The sequence below is a fragment of the Pseudidiomarina mangrovi genome, from assembly GCF_003999375.1.
GTDB classification, from domain to species: Bacteria; Pseudomonadota; Gammaproteobacteria; order Enterobacterales; family Alteromonadaceae; genus Pseudidiomarina; species Pseudidiomarina mangrovi.
This window is the reverse complement of the sequence record NZ_RJLC01000005.1, coordinates 250,121-264,727: the sequence shown is the minus strand read 5'-3', so window position 1 is coordinate 264,727 and position 14,607 is coordinate 250,121. Positions and strand designations below refer to the sequence as shown.

General features: G+C 50.7%; 16 protein-coding genes. 9 read left to right on the top strand and 7 right to left on the bottom strand.

Features of this window, described 5'->3' with window-relative positions:
* Positions 1-326: 326 nt before the first annotated feature.
* Positions 327-1,931, bottom strand: a complete 1,605-nt coding sequence (locus tag EFO84_RS02020; RefSeq protein ID WP_240642623.1) for a S8 family serine peptidase — start codon at positions 1,929-1,931, stop codon at positions 327-329.
* Positions 1,932-2,147: 216 nt separating this feature from the next.
* Here EFO84_RS02020 and trmA point away from each other — a divergent pair, with 216 nt between their 5' ends.
* Positions 2,148-3,251 carry a tRNA (uridine(54)-C5)-methyltransferase TrmA gene (gene trmA / locus EFO84_RS02015; RefSeq protein ID WP_127346391.1) on the top strand — a complete coding sequence of 368 codons (1,104 nt, stop codon included), beginning with the start codon at positions 2,148-2,150 and terminating at the stop codon, positions 3,249-3,251.
* Here the strand turns inward: trmA and EFO84_RS02010 are convergent.
* The 3 genes from EFO84_RS02010 to efp all read right to left on the bottom strand — a co-directional run bounded on the left by EFO84_RS02010 (position 3,235) and on the right by efp (position 5,315).
* Positions 3,235-3,681, bottom strand: coding sequence for a MerC domain-containing protein (locus EFO84_RS02010; protein WP_127346390.1), 447 nt, complete (start codon positions 3,679-3,681; stop codon positions 3,235-3,237). The two genes, trmA and EFO84_RS02010, sit on opposite strands and share 17 nt — an antisense overlap.
* 75 nt (positions 3,682-3,756) lie before the next feature.
* Entirely contained in the window at positions 3,757-4,731 is a 975-nt protein-coding gene (gene epmA, locus EFO84_RS02005; protein ID WP_431355311.1) for an EF-P lysine aminoacylase EpmA, read from the bottom strand.
* A gap of 14 nt (positions 4,732-4,745) precedes the next feature.
* Positions 4,746-5,315: an elongation factor P gene (gene efp / locus EFO84_RS02000; RefSeq protein ID WP_127346389.1), complete on the bottom strand. Its 570-nt coding sequence runs from the start codon at positions 5,313-5,315 to the stop codon at positions 4,746-4,748.
* Between the two features lie 111 nt (positions 5,316-5,426).
* On the opposite strand from efp, the gene epmB reads away from it, so the two are divergent.
* Positions 5,427-6,428: an EF-P beta-lysylation protein EpmB gene (gene epmB, locus EFO84_RS01995; RefSeq protein ID WP_127346388.1), complete on the top strand. Its 1,002-nt coding sequence runs from the start codon at positions 5,427-5,429 to the stop codon at positions 6,426-6,428.
* A gap of 28 nt (positions 6,429-6,456) precedes the next feature.
* On the opposite strand, the gene EFO84_RS01990 is transcribed toward epmB, so the two are convergent.
* From EFO84_RS01990 to EFO84_RS01980, 3 genes are all read right to left on the bottom strand, one after another.
* On the bottom strand, positions 6,457-6,969 hold the full coding sequence (locus EFO84_RS01990) for a DUF3016 domain-containing protein (protein ID WP_127346387.1): 513 nt from the start codon (positions 6,967-6,969) through the stop codon (positions 6,457-6,459).
* 149 nt (positions 6,970-7,118) lie between these two features.
* A complete protein-coding gene (gene groL / locus EFO84_RS01985; RefSeq protein WP_127346386.1) occupies positions 7,119-8,756 on the bottom strand; it encodes a chaperonin GroEL in 1,638 nt (545 codons plus the stop codon).
* Positions 8,757-8,795: 39 nt separating this feature from the next.
* Positions 8,796-9,089, bottom strand: coding sequence for a co-chaperone GroES (locus EFO84_RS01980; protein ID WP_127346385.1), 294 nt, complete (start codon positions 9,087-9,089; stop codon positions 8,796-8,798).
* Positions 9,090-9,284: 195 nt separating this feature from the next.
* Between EFO84_RS01980 and cutA the strand changes: the two genes are divergently transcribed.
* From cutA to dusB, 7 genes are all read left to right on the top strand, one after another.
* Positions 9,285-9,605, top strand: coding sequence for a divalent-cation tolerance protein CutA (gene cutA, locus EFO84_RS01975; RefSeq protein WP_164742354.1), 321 nt, complete (start codon positions 9,285-9,287; stop codon positions 9,603-9,605).
* Positions 9,602-10,138, top strand: coding sequence for a protein-disulfide reductase DsbD domain-containing protein (locus tag EFO84_RS01970; RefSeq protein WP_127346383.1), 537 nt, complete (start codon positions 9,602-9,604; stop codon positions 10,136-10,138). Before cutA ends, EFO84_RS01970 begins: the two co-directional genes overlap by 4 nt.
* A 157-nt stretch (positions 10,139-10,295) precedes the next feature.
* Positions 10,296-10,784 carry a type II 3-dehydroquinate dehydratase gene (aroQ, locus tag EFO84_RS01965; protein ID WP_127346382.1) on the top strand — a complete coding sequence of 163 codons (489 nt, stop codon included), beginning with the start codon at positions 10,296-10,298 and terminating at the stop codon, positions 10,782-10,784.
* 19 nt (positions 10,785-10,803) lie between these two features.
* Positions 10,804-11,259, top strand: a complete 456-nt coding sequence (accB, locus tag EFO84_RS01960) for an acetyl-CoA carboxylase biotin carboxyl carrier protein (protein WP_127346381.1) — start codon at positions 10,804-10,806, stop codon at positions 11,257-11,259.
* A 22-nt stretch (positions 11,260-11,281) separates the two neighbouring features.
* The gene (gene accC / locus EFO84_RS01955) at positions 11,282-12,631 is read left to right on the top strand and encodes an acetyl-CoA carboxylase biotin carboxylase subunit (RefSeq protein ID WP_127346380.1); all 1,350 of its coding nucleotides are present in this window, start codon (positions 11,282-11,284) and stop codon (positions 12,629-12,631) included.
* Positions 12,632-13,513, top strand: coding sequence for a 50S ribosomal protein L11 methyltransferase (gene prmA / locus EFO84_RS01950; protein ID WP_127346379.1), 882 nt, complete (start codon positions 12,632-12,634; stop codon positions 13,511-13,513).
* 124 nt (positions 13,514-13,637) lie between these two features.
* Complete coding sequence (dusB, locus tag EFO84_RS01945; RefSeq protein WP_127346378.1) at positions 13,638-14,603, top strand: tRNA dihydrouridine synthase DusB; 966 nt, start codon at positions 13,638-13,640, stop codon at positions 14,601-14,603.
* The last annotated feature ends 4 nt before the right edge of the window (positions 14,604-14,607 follow it).

Below are 14,607 nucleotides of genomic sequence, written 5' to 3'. Positions count from 1 at the left end.
GCCTGAATCCGGTAAGTGCCCACACAGTTTGCTTGGCTTGGTATATTGTTAAAGAGCGTTGCTCGCAGTGAGCAGGCTGCGCATTCTACAGCCTTGAGCGGTTGAGTCAAGCCTTTCGGCAAAATATTTATGACGCAAAACCGCTGCTTTTGGCGACTTCATCGTCTGCCTAAAGCGTGGGGCGCATTTTAGAGATTTAACTGCAACCGTCAAGCCCGTTTTCTGCCTTTTTGACTGTTTTTTTACTGACTGCTGATTTATTCAACAAATAGTAATAAAAAGGCCTGCTCGAAGCAGGCCTTTTTCAGTGAATTGTTTAAAAGTGGTTATTTTTTACCACCTTTGCCGCCACCTGGGCCACCGCCGCCAGTGCCACCGCCAGTGTCGCCACCACCGGTATCACCACCACCGCCACTACAAGTGTTAGCATTTAAGTAGTCTACCGCAGCTTTGGCTTGAACCAGACCAAAACCATAGGCTGTATCACGGCCTGCCGCACCCAGATCTTTGGCGCTAGCATTTAACGCTGCACGAATCTGATCATTACTACAGCTGCTATGATAGCTCCAGACCAATGCCGCCACACCAGCAACATGCGGAGTAGCCATAGAGGTACCATCAAAGAATGCCCAATCACTCGCGGTCACACCGACAGTTGCTGAACTGCCCAGTTGTGCTAGCAAGGCTTGGCCATCTGCTTGTGATATACCAATAGCTGGAATGCTGGATACATAAGTACCTAAGGTGCCTAACAGCGGACCGGCTTCATTGTTATAGACAATGGCAGCTGAACCACCGCCTGCTTCACAGGCTTGGACTTTTTCAGTGAACGAGATGGTGCCACGCTCAATCAAACAAACATTGTTGCTGGCACCGGTACATGGCGCACTGCCAATACCACAGTTTACTAACGCACCACTCGCCGAGCCTTTCGCCGAACCGTCCATAGCGTTGGCATCAAATACAGTACCTGCAACCGCTAAGTCAACTCGCTCACCAGTGCCACGTGGCACGCTGGATAACACCGCAACGCCAGGCCCCGATAATTCGACCTGTGATGTTTGTTGTGAGAACGCAGCAATTACTTCGTTTTCATCGACCGCACCGACTGAAACAACCGCTGGGTACGAGGCCGGATATGAATGACGAGTATTACCATCGTTACCAGCAGCAGCAATACTCAGCACACCAGCACTATTTAAACGGGCAAAGGCTTGCTCTTCGGTACGTACTGAACGGCTGCCACCTAAACTCATATTGATGATTTGTGCGCCTTCAGCGGCACATTCGTCGGCTGCAGCAATCAGTGATGATGAATAGCCCCAACCGCTCGCAGTAAATACCTTAACAATGTGCAGGCCAACTTTGTTGTTCGGTAATACACCCACTACGCCAGTATTATTGGCTAGTGCGGCGATGGTCCCTGCCACATGGGTACCGTGACCATTTTCGTCGGTGAACCAATTACCTGTGCCGCTGTTGAAGCGTCCGCTTACCCCAGCACTTTGCAGATCAGGGTGACCGAGGTCATAGCCTGAGTCGATGATACAGACTTTACGTGTCGTTGCTGCAGCGTCACTTAATAAGTTCGCTTGCACCTGCACGATGCCATACGGCAGACCCGGTTCATATTGCGTGCTGAATAATTGTCGTTTGGCATCTTCTTCAACCAAGAGCACATTTGGGTTGTTGCGCAAACCGCTGAGAGCGGCGCTTGGGATACTCACGGCCATAGCATTATCGTTATGCAGATCAAGGTGCTTTTCGCCACCCATACGACCAACGACTTGCTCAACCTGAGCTTTACTACCTGGTTTGAATTGAACGATAACTCGCTCTTTATCTGCCGGAGCGGCTTGAACAGCTGCAGAAACCGCAAGAGCGACGGCGGCCATGGTTAACACGGCGCGTTTTGACGACTGAAGGGACATAGTTGATTTCCTGTGTTGTTTATTATTATTGGAATGCAGTGAGTACCAACAAAATCCCACTAACAGAAACATATTGTTACAAGCAATCGCATTCTGCAACATGCAATATCGTCTTCACAAAAACTTTACTCTGTATATAAAAGCAACACCTGCAATAGTGGACATTCGCGCATAAGACACTACAATTCCCACTTCTATTGAGGTACACGAGTTCACATGTCAGCGCACACTATCGATCCACGTCATTATCAGCAGCAATTACACGATAAAGCCGAACAGCTGCAGCAATTGCTCCAGCCCTTCAGCAGCCAAGTCCCTGAGGTTTTTGCATCGCAGCCGCGGCATTACCGCATGCGCGCAGAGTTTCGTATTTGGCATGATGGTGAGCAGCTCGACTACGTGATGTTTGATAGCGAGACTAAAGCGCGTATCGCTTTGACTGAGTTCGACCCGGCCAGTTTGCTGATTAATCAACTGATGCCGCGTCTGCGCGATTATTTGCGTGGCAACAACAGTCTGCGTTGGAAGCTGTTTCAGGTTGAGTTTCTATCCACCACCACCCAACAAGTACTGATCTCGCTGATTTATCATCGGCAACTTGATGATGCGTGGCTGCAACAGGCACAACTATTGCGTCAGCAGCTGAGTGATTTAGGGCAGATTGATATTATCGGCCGCGCCAAAAAGCAAAAGCTGTGTGTCGATCGCGATTGGGTGGTCGAAACCTTACCAATCAATGGCCGTGATTATCACTTTCAGCAAGTCGAGAATAGCTTTACCCAGCCCAATGCTGGGGTGAATAAGCACATGATTGAGTGGGCACTGAAACATACCGAAAAAAGCACCGATGATTTACTCGAGCTGTACTGCGGCAACGGTAATTTCAGTTTGCCATTAGCGCAGAATTTCCGCCGTGTGTTAGCCACGGAAATCAGCAAGACCTCGGTGGCGTCAGCGCGCTATAACTGCGAATTGAATAACATTGATAACGTCACTGTCGTGCGCATGTCGGCGGAAGATTTTAGTGCCGTGCTAAGCGGTGAGAAAGATTCAGTACGAGCGCGTGAAGCAGGGGTTGCCGATTTTGCTTGCCGTACTGTGCTAGTTGACCCACCGCGAGCGGGGCTTGATAGCGATACCTTGGCGTTAGTACAGCGTTACCCGACTATTATTTATATCTCGTGTAATCCACTGACCTTGGTCGAGAACTTAGTGCAACTGCAGCAGACCCATGATGTGGTAGCAACGGCGTTATTTGATCAGTTCCCCTACACCCACCATATGGAAGCAGGTGTGGTACTAGTTAGGCGGCCCGATTAACCGAATGGCCGTTGGCTTGGTCGGCAACCTGATTCGCTTTGGCGACCAATACTGGTGCTAACCGGCAGCTGGTTGCTGACAAACGTAGGTTGATCCAGTGGGCGGCAACAATCAGACTGGCGCCGAGCAGAATAATCCACGGCTCCATACTGGCACCAAACAAATCTTTGAACCAATACAGCGCGCCACCGGCGATCAATAACACCACCGGGTAAACTTGCCGATGTCGACGCACACCTTGGCTCAGCGCAATAGCACCAACCAATAAGCTGGCACCTAAAATAGTACGCTCAAGTATAGTAGCGCCAATAAAGCCAAGACCAATCACTGATAACATCGGCACAATCACAGGCAGCAACAGGCAGTGCAACGCACACAAGGTGGTTACCCAGATACCTGCTTTGTCTAATGATGGTTGTGATGCTGACATGACGACGGCCTTTTTATACGCAATGGTTGTTATATTATAACATCACGTTTTGCCACGCAAGATCCTTTTATCGGCTCAGGCCCGATCGATAGCGAACGGTAACACCTGTTGAATGTGTGATTGACCGCAACGCAGCATCACCAAGCGATCAAAACCAACCGCCACGCCAGCACAGTCGGGTAGGCCGTGTTGCAGTGCTGCTAGCAAGCGCCGATCAGCGGGCATGGGTGGGCGGCCCAACTGTTCACGCTGTTGCTGGTCGCTGATAAAGCGTTGCTGCTGCAGCTCGGCGTCGGTTAATTCGTGATAGCCATTGGCTAATTCCAAGCCGCGATAAAATAATTCAAACCGCTCAGCCACTCGGGCGTCGCTGGGTGACAGCCGCGCTAAGGCGGCTTGGCTGGCCGGGTAATGGGTAATAAAGGTCGGTACGCTGGCATCCAGCGCGGGCTCAATGACACAAGCCATGGCTAGCTGCTGTAACGTATCCACATCGGTTTCACGCTGTGCTAAGTCGGCAAACTCTGGATAGTTAGCGAGGGCCTGTTGCAGAGCTTGATGGCTGTCTGGCGCTAACGGGTCGACCTGCAGATAACGCGAAAATGCTTGCTGATAGGTCAGCGACTGTGGCGCTGGTGCATCGAGTAACAAGCTAATCAATTGCCCTAATTCCGCCATCAACTGTGGCGCCGTAAACCCGACTCGATACCACTCCAACAGCGTAAATTCGGGGTTATGCCGAGCACTTTGCTCGTCATCACGAAAGGCTTTGCCGAGTTGGTAGATACAACCTGAACCTGCTGCCAGCAAGCGTTTCATGGCATATTCAGGCGATGTTTGCAGCGCCCAAGCATGGTCACTACCGCTTAGGTGCGTGGTCAGATTGCTTAAGTGGGGGTCAGTCACGCCAAAGCGTGCTAGTAATGGGGTGTCTACTTCGAGCACCTGGCGGGCATAAAAAAAATCGCGCACCTGCCGCAGCATGGCAGCGCGTTGTTGGAGTGTTGCTCGATCAGCCGATGGCTGCCATGCGTCTGATCCCTGCAACACCCCAACACCTCGTATTACTTTTGTACCCGTGACACGTATTCGCCTGAACGGGTGTCAACTTTGATCACTTCACCACGTTGTACGAATAATGGCACTTTTACCACCGCACCCGTGGTCAAGGTAGCTGGTTTACCACCGGTACCGGCGGTATCACCTTTCAAACCTGGGTCGGTCTCAACGATTTCTAACTCGACGAAGTTCGGTGGCGTTACCGCAATCGGGCTGCCATTCCACAACGTCAGTACGCAAACGTTTTGCTCAACGAGCCACTTGGTCATATCGCCCACAGCTTTGGCGTCGGCGGCCAACTGTTCGAAGGTATCGTTGTTCATGAAGTGCCAGAATTCACCATCGCTGTACAAGAAGGCTAATTCCACATCCACAACATCAGCACCTTCAACGGTGTCGCCCGATTTAAAGGTTTTCTCAACGACTTTACCGCTGATTAACTTACGGATACGAACACGGTTAAATGCTTGCCCTTTACCCGGCTTGACCATTTCGTTTTCGATGATGGAGCAAGGCTCTCCATCTTGCATGATTTTTAAACCGGCCTTGAATTCATTGGTACTGTAGTTCGCCATAGCTTCCTCGTATGCTCACAGATTTAGCGATTTCGCGCGCAATAATAAACCATTCGTAGAAAGTTTTCAGGTAAAATAACGGCTGTTATAACGCTTTCATGAAGGTTTTTTGTGGCAACCGATGCGCTCCCCATCACTCTACGGCCAAATTGGCAACGCGAACTTGCGGCAGTTTGTACTGACGCCAAGCAGCTTGCTGAGCAGTTAAATCTGCCCGCTGAGTTCATGACTGAGCACCTAGGCGCCAGCAAACTATTCCCATTACGGGTGACCCAGCACTTTATTAGCTTGATGACTCCGGGCGATGTCAATGACCCATTGCTGCGCCAGGTACTCCCGCACGCCGACGAATTCCTGCACGCCGAGGGTTTTGTCACCGACCCGTTAGCTGAGCAGCACCACAGCCAACCTGGGGTTCTGCACAAATATCGCTCGCGGGTGCTGGTGATTTTGCGCGGTGGCTGTGCGATCAATTGTCGCTATTGTTTCCGCCGTCATTTTCCCTATGACCAGCATCATTTTGGCCCACAGCAACGCGCCGAATTGCTCGATTTGATTCGCGCTGACGCGGCAATTAATGAGGTGATTTTAAGTGGCGGTGACCCGCTGTTGGCCACCGACCCACAACTCGACCGTTTGCTGAGCGAACTCGAGTTATTGCCACAACTCACCCGTGTTCGCATTCATTCACGCCTACCGGTGGTGCTACCGAGTCGGCTCACAACGGACCTCGCCAAACGCTTGCAGGCCAGTCGCTTGAATGCCGTTTTGGTGATTCACAGCAATCACCCCAACGAAATTGATCCGCTGTTGACTGCGGCATTGCAGCAATGGCGTGATTATGGCGTGACCTTGCTCAACCAAAGTGTGTTGCTGAAAGGTATCAATGATGACCCGGATATTCTCGCCAGTTTAAGCGAAAAATTATTTACTGCCGGGGTATTGCCCTACTATTTGCATCAGTTGGACAAAGTTGCGGGCGCTAGCCATTTCGCTGTGAGTGATGACCAGGCCCGCCAAATTGAGCATCAGCTCAGGGGAATCTTACCGGGTTTTCTAGTGCCCCAGCTAGTACGCGAAATTGCCGGGGAAGCCAGTAAAACACCGTTGTAATTACTGTACCTGCAACGCTATGTGCAAGTTAGCCTGGGAAAGTATCCTCAAACCATTGATCAAGCAGGCGCTTTTCATGAAACAGTTGGTCGCGGCCTGAGGCCATTAGAGTACGACGACTTTCTAACTGCCCCATATCTTTAATGCGTTCCTCAGCAGATTTCAGCACTGCGCCGGACCCATCCAGATACTCATAACTGAACTCAATCATCGGATAATCAATGCGATTCAGTACCCGCGTGGTTTGAAAGGTATCGCTAAACATCGGCTCTACCCGACCGGCTAAGTCCAAGTCAGTGACAGTGATACGCAGCACATGATCGGCCGGTAACTGTGCTGCCAGTTCGGTCAAGTGCTCGGCCAAGCCACTGGTCACTTTTTCTTGAAAGCGCGCTTGGTTCTCATTAGTGGCACGAATATCTCGATAATTCTCGACATCTTGCCAGGTCACTTCCAAAGTCGCCGCTTGAGCTGTCGATACCACGCCGAATAACGCCGCAGCAACCAGTGAACTGGCCAATAATTGATTCAATACACGCATGAGGCACCTCCTTTAGTGTGTGCAATTGCTGTATGTCATAACTACAGATGCAGTGCACATGTAGTTTGTGACAGACAAAAAAAAGATGAGGCCGGTGGGCCTCATCTTTTCGTGCTCGCTAAGCGTTTAACTCAGCTCGCTGGGCTGCATTACATCATGCCGCCCATGCCACCCATGCCGCCCATGTCTGGAGCTGCTGGGGCATCTTTCTTCGGTAACTCAGCAACCATAGCTTCAGTAGTGATCATCAGACCGGCCACAGATGACGCGAATTGCAGCGCTGAACGGGTGACTTTGGTTGGATCCAAGATACCCATGTCGAGCATGTCGCCGTAGGTGTCGTTGCCGGCGTTGTAGCCGTAGTTGCCTTCGCCGTTTTTGACGTTGTTGGCAACTACTGAACCTTCGGCACCAGCGTTGCTAGCGATTTGACGCAATGGCGCTTCCATCGCCCGCAAAGCTAGTTTGATACCGACGTTCTGGTCTTCGTTGTCGCCACGTAAGGCGCTCAACTTGCTGGCTGCACGCACTAAGGCTACGCCACCACCAGGCACGACGCCTTCTTCAACCGCCGCACGGGTAGCGTGCAGGGCATCTTCAACGCGCATTTTCTTCTCTTTCATTTCCACTTCAGTGGCTGCGCCTACTTTGATCACTGCTACACCGCCAGCTAATTTAGCCAAGCGCTCTTGCAGTTTCTCACGGTCGTATTCTGAACTGGTTTCTTCAATTTGCTGACGAATTTGTGCTACGCGGCCTTTTATCGCTGCGTCGTCGCCGTTGCCGTCAACAATAGTGGTGTTGTCTTTGTTGATAACTACGCGCTTAGCGGTACCTAAATGCTCAAGCGTTGCTTTGTCCAGCTCCATACCGATTTCTTCTGAAATCACGGTGGCGCCGCTCAATACCGCGATGTCTTGCAACATGGCTTTACGACGGTCACCGAAACCAGGTGCTTTCACTGCAGCCGCTTTAACGATACCGCGCATGTTGTTCACTACTAACGTCGCTAAGGCTTCGCCTTCAACATCTTCAGCAATTAACAACAATGGCTTGCCTGATTTGGCAACGCCTTCGAGCACTGGCAATAATTCACGGATGTTGGCAATTTTCTTGTCAACCAACAAGATGAACGGGTGATCAAGTTCCACGGTGCCGTTTTCTTGATTGGTGATGAAGTACGGTGACAAGTAGCCACGGTCAAACTGCATCCCTTCAACTACTTCTAACTCGTCGTTCAGGCCTGTACCTTCTTCAACGGTGATCACGCCTTCTTTACCCACACGCTCCATAGCGCTGGCAATGATTTCGCCAATCGTGGTGTCAGAGTTGGCAGAAATAGTACCTACTTGGGCAATAGCTTTGGTGTTGTCACAAGGGCGTGACAACTCTTTCAATTCAGCAACGGCAGCAATCACGGCTTTGTCGATGCCGCGTTTTAGGTCCATTGGGTTCATGCCGGCAGCAACGGCTTTTAAACCTTCGCTGATAATGGCTTGAGCCAGCACGGTCGCGGTGGTGGTACCGTCGCCAGCTTCGTCGTTGGCTTTAGAAGCAACTTCTTTCACCATTTGTGCGCCCATGTTCTCGAACTTGTCTTCCAGTTCGATCTCTTTTGCCACAGAAACACCGTCTTTGGTGATTACTGGTGAGCCAAATGATTTATCTAAAACCACGTTGCGGCCTTTTGGGCCTAAGGTAACTTTTACCGCATCGGCTAATACGTTCACGCCTTTGAGCATGCGTTGACGGGCGCTGTTACCAAAAATGACTTCTTTCGCTGACATAATCTATCTTCCTCTTCGAATTCGTGAATGGCTGAACGCTTAAGCGGTAACGATGGCCAGAATGTCTGACTCACTCATGATCAGGTATTCTTCACCGTCGATCTTTTGAGTTTTCACGCCGTAGCTTTCGTTGAACAACACGATGTCACCGACTTTTACGTCCAGTGCTTTGATCTCACCGTTGTCGAGGATACGACCGTTGCCGACCGCAATCACTTCACCACGGGTAGACTTTTCAGCAGCTGAACCAGTCAGCACGATGCCACCAGCAGATTTGCTTTCAGCTTCTTGACGTTTGATGATCACGCGATCATGTAATGGACGAAGTTTCATCTTAGCTAACTCCTAAGCCTAAGTTGTGGATTGATAAATGCCGTTGGGACGCCCCAAACAGCAGTTAAATGAATGTTGCCCAGTAAATGGGGGGCTATTTAACGAACTCAAGGGGCAGCACGAAAAAAAATTTCAATTTTTGCTATGGCTGTTGCAAGATGTGGCAACGCTTTTGCTAACTGCGAGTGTCACAGCATGTCAACATCGTTTCGAATTGTGCTTTGTAGTTGTCCCAATCAAGCCATCGCCAAAGCTTTGGCGGATAAATTGCTCCGTGCCCGATTGGTGGGTTGCGTCAATATTGGCGGCCAATCAACCTCGATGTATTGGTGGGAAGACCATATTCATAGCGAAGAAGAAGTGCTACTGACCATGAAAACCACCGAGGCACAAATTGCCGCGCTATTTGCAGCCATACAAAAGGCCCATCCGTACGATGTGCCAGAAATAATTGCCGTTCCTATCAGTGAGGGCAGCGACAGCTACCTGAGCTGGCTGACCAAGGTAACTCAATGACTTTACAAAGCTTTCCCAGCGGCGACGCGCTGCTACAGCCGCAATTCCTACCAGTGGATCAAGCCTACCAATTCGATTTCCAACAGCGTGGTAATCAGCTCACCCTGAGCTGGGATATCGCCGACGGTTATTACCTCTATCAACATCGTTTTGTCGCCGACCCAACGGTGGCTCTGCTGAGTGAACCGACACTACCGGAAGGCACGAATTATCATGATGAATTCTTCGGCGATGTGGTGATTTACCGCGATCAGGTCAGTATTACTTATGAACTGGCCGCGGCGAGCGCCGATCAACCCTTTGTGATTAGCTATCAAGGCTGTGCCGATGCCGGCTTATGTTATCCACCCACCGAAAAAGTCGTGTACTTACAAGCGCTGCAAGACACCGGTGCCGTCATCATGCAGCCATCGCCCACCACACCGCCGAGCGGCAGCGAGTTGGCACTGCCATGGTGGAGTATCGCGCTGCTACCACTCTTATTGGTACCGATCGTGATTATTCGCGGTAAACGCGCGCAACAACAAAAATAGCAACAATCAAACAATTTGCTGCGAACTGCGGTGATAAGACCAGTATTTTGCTGCGCTACGGCAATTTTTATCTATAATGCAAGACTTGCGGTTGAACCTGAGGCAAATTTCAGGCTCTAATACACCACTAACTAGTTTCGCAGCAGATAGCAGCATAATGACCGAAAATAAAGCAGTTAATAGCCAAGTTAACGGCAACATATTACTTCTCAACGGCCCCAACCTAAACTTATTAGGTAGCCGGGAGCCGCATATTTATGGTCATCAAACCCTGACTGATATCACCACAACGCTGCAACACCAGGCGCACGAACTCGGTTATCAGCTCGATTGTCGGCAATCTAACGCCGAACATGAGTTGATTGATTGGGTTCATGCGGCTCGCAACAACGCCGACTTTATTATCATTAATCCGGGCGCTTTTACCCACACCAGCATCGCTTTACGTGATGCGCTGGCCGGTGTAGCGCTTCCGTTTATTGAAGTACATCTGTCAAACATTCATGCGCGCGAGCCGTTTCGCCAGCATTCCTATTTAGCCGATATTGCCGTGGCGGTAATTTGCGGTTGTGGTGCTCAGGGCTATGAATTTGCCCTGCAAGCGGCTCACAAACGCCTGGTTGCCGCGCGATCCTCATCACTTTAACCAAAGGTCCTCACTGATCATGGATATTCGTAAAATTAAAAAACTGATCGAACTCGTGGAAGAATCGGGCATCGCCGAATTAGAAATCACCGAAGGTGAAGAATCAGTACGTATCCACCGTGGTAGCAGCGCTCCGGTGCATTATCAAAGCGCGCCAATGTATCACCAGCAAGCACCAGCTCCAGCAGCTGCCCCAGCGCCGGCCGCCGCACCAGCAGCCGCCGAGGCACCAGCTATTACCGGGCATATCGTGCGTTCACCCATGGTCGGTACTTTCTATGCCGCACCAGCTCCGGGCTCAGCAGATTTCGTTAGCGTCGGTGCGCAAGTCAAAGCCGGCGATACTCTGTGTATCGTTGAAGCCATGAAAATGATGAACCAAATCGAAGCCGACAAGGGCGGTGTGGTGAAACAAATTTTAGTTGAGAACGGCGAGCCGGTTGAATTTGACCAGCCACTTTTCGTCATCGAGTAAGTCAACCGACTAGGACATTATCATGTTAGATAAGGTAGTCATTGCAAACCGAGGCGAAATTGCGCTGCGTATTTTGCGCGCCTGTAAAGAACTCGGTATCAAAACGGTCGCGGTGCATTCCACCGTTGACCGCAATCTCAAGCACGTGTTGTTGGCCGATGAGTCTATCTGTATCGGTAGTGCTGCAGCCAGCGACAGCTATTTAAATATTCCACGTATTATTAGTGCCGCAGAAATCACCGATGCCGGCGCGATTCACCCAGGCTATGGCTTTTTAGCTGAAAACGCTGATTTTGCCGAGCAAGTTGAAAATTCAGGCTTTATCTTTGTTGGTCCAACCGCTGACGTGATCCGCTTAATGGGCGACAAAGTGTCTGCCATTGAAGCGATGAAAAAGGCAGGTGTACCTTGTGTTCCTGGCTCGGGTGGCCCGTTAGGTGAAGACGATGAAACCAACCGCAAAGTAGCCAAACGCATTGGCTACCCAGTCATCATTAAAGCCGCTGGTGGCGGCGGTGGTCGTGGTATGCGCGTGGTACGTAAAGAAGACGAACTGGCCAAAGCCATTTCCACCACCAAGGCTGAAGCCGGTGCTGCCTTTGGCAACGCCATGGTATACATGGAAAAATTCTTAGAAAACCCGCGTCACATTGAAATTCAGGTATTGGCCGATGGCCAAGGCAACGCGGTGTATTTAGGTGAGCGTGATTGTTCCATGCAGCGCCGTCACCAAAAAGTGGTGGAAGAAGCGCCAGCGCCGGGTATCACCGCTGAAATGCGTAAGTTTATTGGCGAGCGTTGTTCTAAAGCCTGTATTGAAATTGGCTACCGAGGCGCTGGTACCTTTGAATTTCTCTATGAAAACGGTGAGTTCTACTTTATTGAAATGAACACCCGTATTCAGGTGGAGCACCCGGTGACCGAAATGGTGACGGGTATCGACCTTATCAAAGAGCAACTGCGCATTGCCGCCGGTCGGCAGTTATCGGTGAAGCAAGAAGATATCGTTATTCGTGGCCACGCCATTGAGTGCCGGATCAACGCCGAGGACCCGAAAACTTTTATACCATCACCGGGTTTGATTACTCGTTTTCATTCGCCAGGTGGCTTGGGCGTGCGTTGGGATTCACACGTGTATGCCGACTACAAAGTACCGCCGAACTATGACTCCATGATTGGCAAGCTGATTACCTACGGTGAAAACCGTGATGTGGCTATTGCTCGCATGCGCAACGCCCTCAGCGAACTGATTATTGAAGGTATTAAAACCAACGTGCCGTTGCAGAAAGACATCATGGCCGACGAGAACTTCCAACATGGTGGGACTAATATTCACTATTTGGAGAAGAAACTCGGTATGGGTGGCCACTAAGTGGCTTGGTTGCAACTGACCGTATCTGCTGCTGAACCGATCGCCCCGCAAGTGGGCGATCTACTTACCGATTTAGGCGCCGAAGCAGTGACCTACCGCGACGCTGAAGATAACCCAATTTTTGAACCACCAATTGGTCAATCGGTGTATTGGCAACAAAGCTTGGTCACCGGATTGTTTAGCGCCGATACCGATATGCAGCCAATTGTGCAAGCACTCAGCCAAAGCGGTTGGTTCAGCGATGGTTTGCAATACAAAACCGATCAGCTAGAAGACAAAGACTGGGAACGCGCCTGGATGGATAACTTTCACCCCATTCAATGCGGCCAGCGGTTATGGATTTGCCCGAGTTGGTGTCCGGTTCCTGATGCCAATGCAGTCAACCTCTTGCTTGACCCAGGCCTGGCTTTTGGTACTGGCACCCACCCCACTACCTTTCAATGTTTGCAGTGGCTGGACGGCGCCGATTTAAAAGGCAAAACGGTGGTGGACTTTGGCTGCGGTTCCGGCATTTTGGCCATTGCTGCACTGTTACTCGGGGCGGAGCGAGCCATTGGTATCGATATTGACCAACAAGCACTGATTGCTAGCAAAGACAACGCCGAGCGCAATGGCGTGGCTGACCGTTTGGAGCTCTATTTACCCAGCCAACAGCCACAATTACAGGCTGATTTAGTGCTGGCCAATATCTTGGCTGGGCCACTGCAAGAACTCGCTGCAGTCATCAGCGGTTATGTAGCAGCCGGCGGTGATTTAGTGATGTCGGGTATTTTAGATCGGCAAATTGACAGCGTTAGTGCCGCTTATGCTGAGCAATTCAGCTTCAGCGCTCCGCGCGTGCAAGAACAGTGGGCCATGCTCCACGCCCAGCGGAAACAATAGCTCGGGCGTTATTTGTCAAGAGCAAAAATTGCAAAAAAGGCTGGAATTGTACAAATTCCAGCCTTTCTTTTTTCTGTCATATTCCCTAAAATTTCCGACCCTTGAGTTGAACAGTTTTTAACCGATGCGGATTGGCCCTTATCGCCTGGACAACCCCGTCATACTAGCGCCCATGGCCGGTGTGACTGATCCACCCTTTCGTCGGCTATGCCGAGAATATGGGGCGGGTTTGACTGTGTCTGAGATGTGCTCAAGCAATCCAGACATGTGGGGAACCAAGAAATCCTTGGCGCGCATGGGGTTAGCCGCAGACGTTGGCATACAATCAGTTCAAATTGCTGGATCAGAACCCGAGGTGATGGCCGAAGCGGCACGCTATAACCAAGCGTTAGGCGCGCAGATCATCGACATCAATATGGGTTGTCCAGCAAAAAAGGTGAATAAAAAGCTGGCAGGTTCCGCGTTACTGCAATATCCCGACTTAGTGGAAGCAATTCTCAAAACGGTGGTGGCAGCAGTTTCAATACCGGTGACGTTGAAAATACGCACAGGTTGGGACCCGGACAACCGCAATGCAGTGCAGATAGCCCAACTTGCCGAGCAGGTTGGTATTCAAGCACTGGCAGTGCATGGCCGCACCCGCGCTTGCTTGTTTAAGGGTGAAGCCGAGTTTGACACCATTAAAGCAGTGAAAGCTGCGGTGTCTATTCCGGTGATTGCCAATGGTGATATCACCAGCCCCGAGCGCGCCAAAAGCGTACTCGATTATACCCAAGCCGATGCGATCATGATTGGTCGTGGCGCGCAAGGGAACCCTTGGTTGTTTCGCCAAGTGGCGCATTACTTTGCCACCGGTGAGCAACTTGCGGCGCCGAATTTAGCCGAGGTGAGCCAGGTCGTACTGCGACACATTGCTGATATCCATCAGCATTACGGCAACCTTGCTGGAGCACGGATCGCTAGAAAACATGTTGGTTGGTATCTGCAACAGCACCTTCCAGCCGATGAATTTCGCCGCTATTTTGTCACGCTTGAAGATGCTGATGAGCAGCTGCAGGCGCTAGCGGATTTTTTTGCAACAGTAACTTAAGAGA

Coding starts and splice junctions, on each gene's coding strand:
- EFO84_RS02020 (WP_240642623.1), bottom strand. CDS start 1,931: ATGTCCCTTCAGTCGTCAAAACGCGCCGTGTTAACCATGGCCGCCGTC.
- trmA (WP_127346391.1), top strand. CDS start 2,148: ATGTCAGCGCACACTATCGATCCACGTCATTATCAGCAGCAATTACAC.
- EFO84_RS02010 (WP_127346390.1), bottom strand. CDS start 3,681: ATGTCAGCATCACAACCATCATTAGACAAAGCAGGTATCTGGGTAACC.
- efp (WP_127346389.1), bottom strand. CDS start 5,315: ATGGCGAACTACAGTACCAATGAATTCAAGGCCGGTTTAAAAATCATG.
- EFO84_RS01990 (WP_127346387.1), bottom strand. CDS start 6,969: ATGCGTGTATTGAATCAATTATTGGCCAGTTCACTGGTTGCTGCGGCG.
- groL (WP_127346386.1), bottom strand. CDS start 8,756: ATGTCAGCGAAAGAAGTCATTTTTGGTAACAGCGCCCGTCAACGCATG.
- EFO84_RS01980 (WP_127346385.1), bottom strand. CDS start 9,089: ATGAAACTTCGTCCATTACATGATCGCGTGATCATCAAACGTCAAGAA.
- cutA (WP_164742354.1), top strand. CDS start 9,285: ATGTCAACATCGTTTCGAATTGTGCTTTGTAGTTGTCCCAATCAAGCC.
- EFO84_RS01970 (WP_127346383.1), top strand. CDS start 9,602: ATGACTTTACAAAGCTTTCCCAGCGGCGACGCGCTGCTACAGCCGCAA.
- aroQ (WP_127346382.1), top strand. CDS start 10,296: ATGACCGAAAATAAAGCAGTTAATAGCCAAGTTAACGGCAACATATTA.
- accB (WP_127346381.1), top strand. CDS start 10,804: ATGGATATTCGTAAAATTAAAAAACTGATCGAACTCGTGGAAGAATCG.
- accC (WP_127346380.1), top strand. CDS start 11,282: ATGTTAGATAAGGTAGTCATTGCAAACCGAGGCGAAATTGCGCTGCGT.
- dusB (WP_127346378.1), top strand. CDS start 13,638: ATGCGGATTGGCCCTTATCGCCTGGACAACCCCGTCATACTAGCGCCC.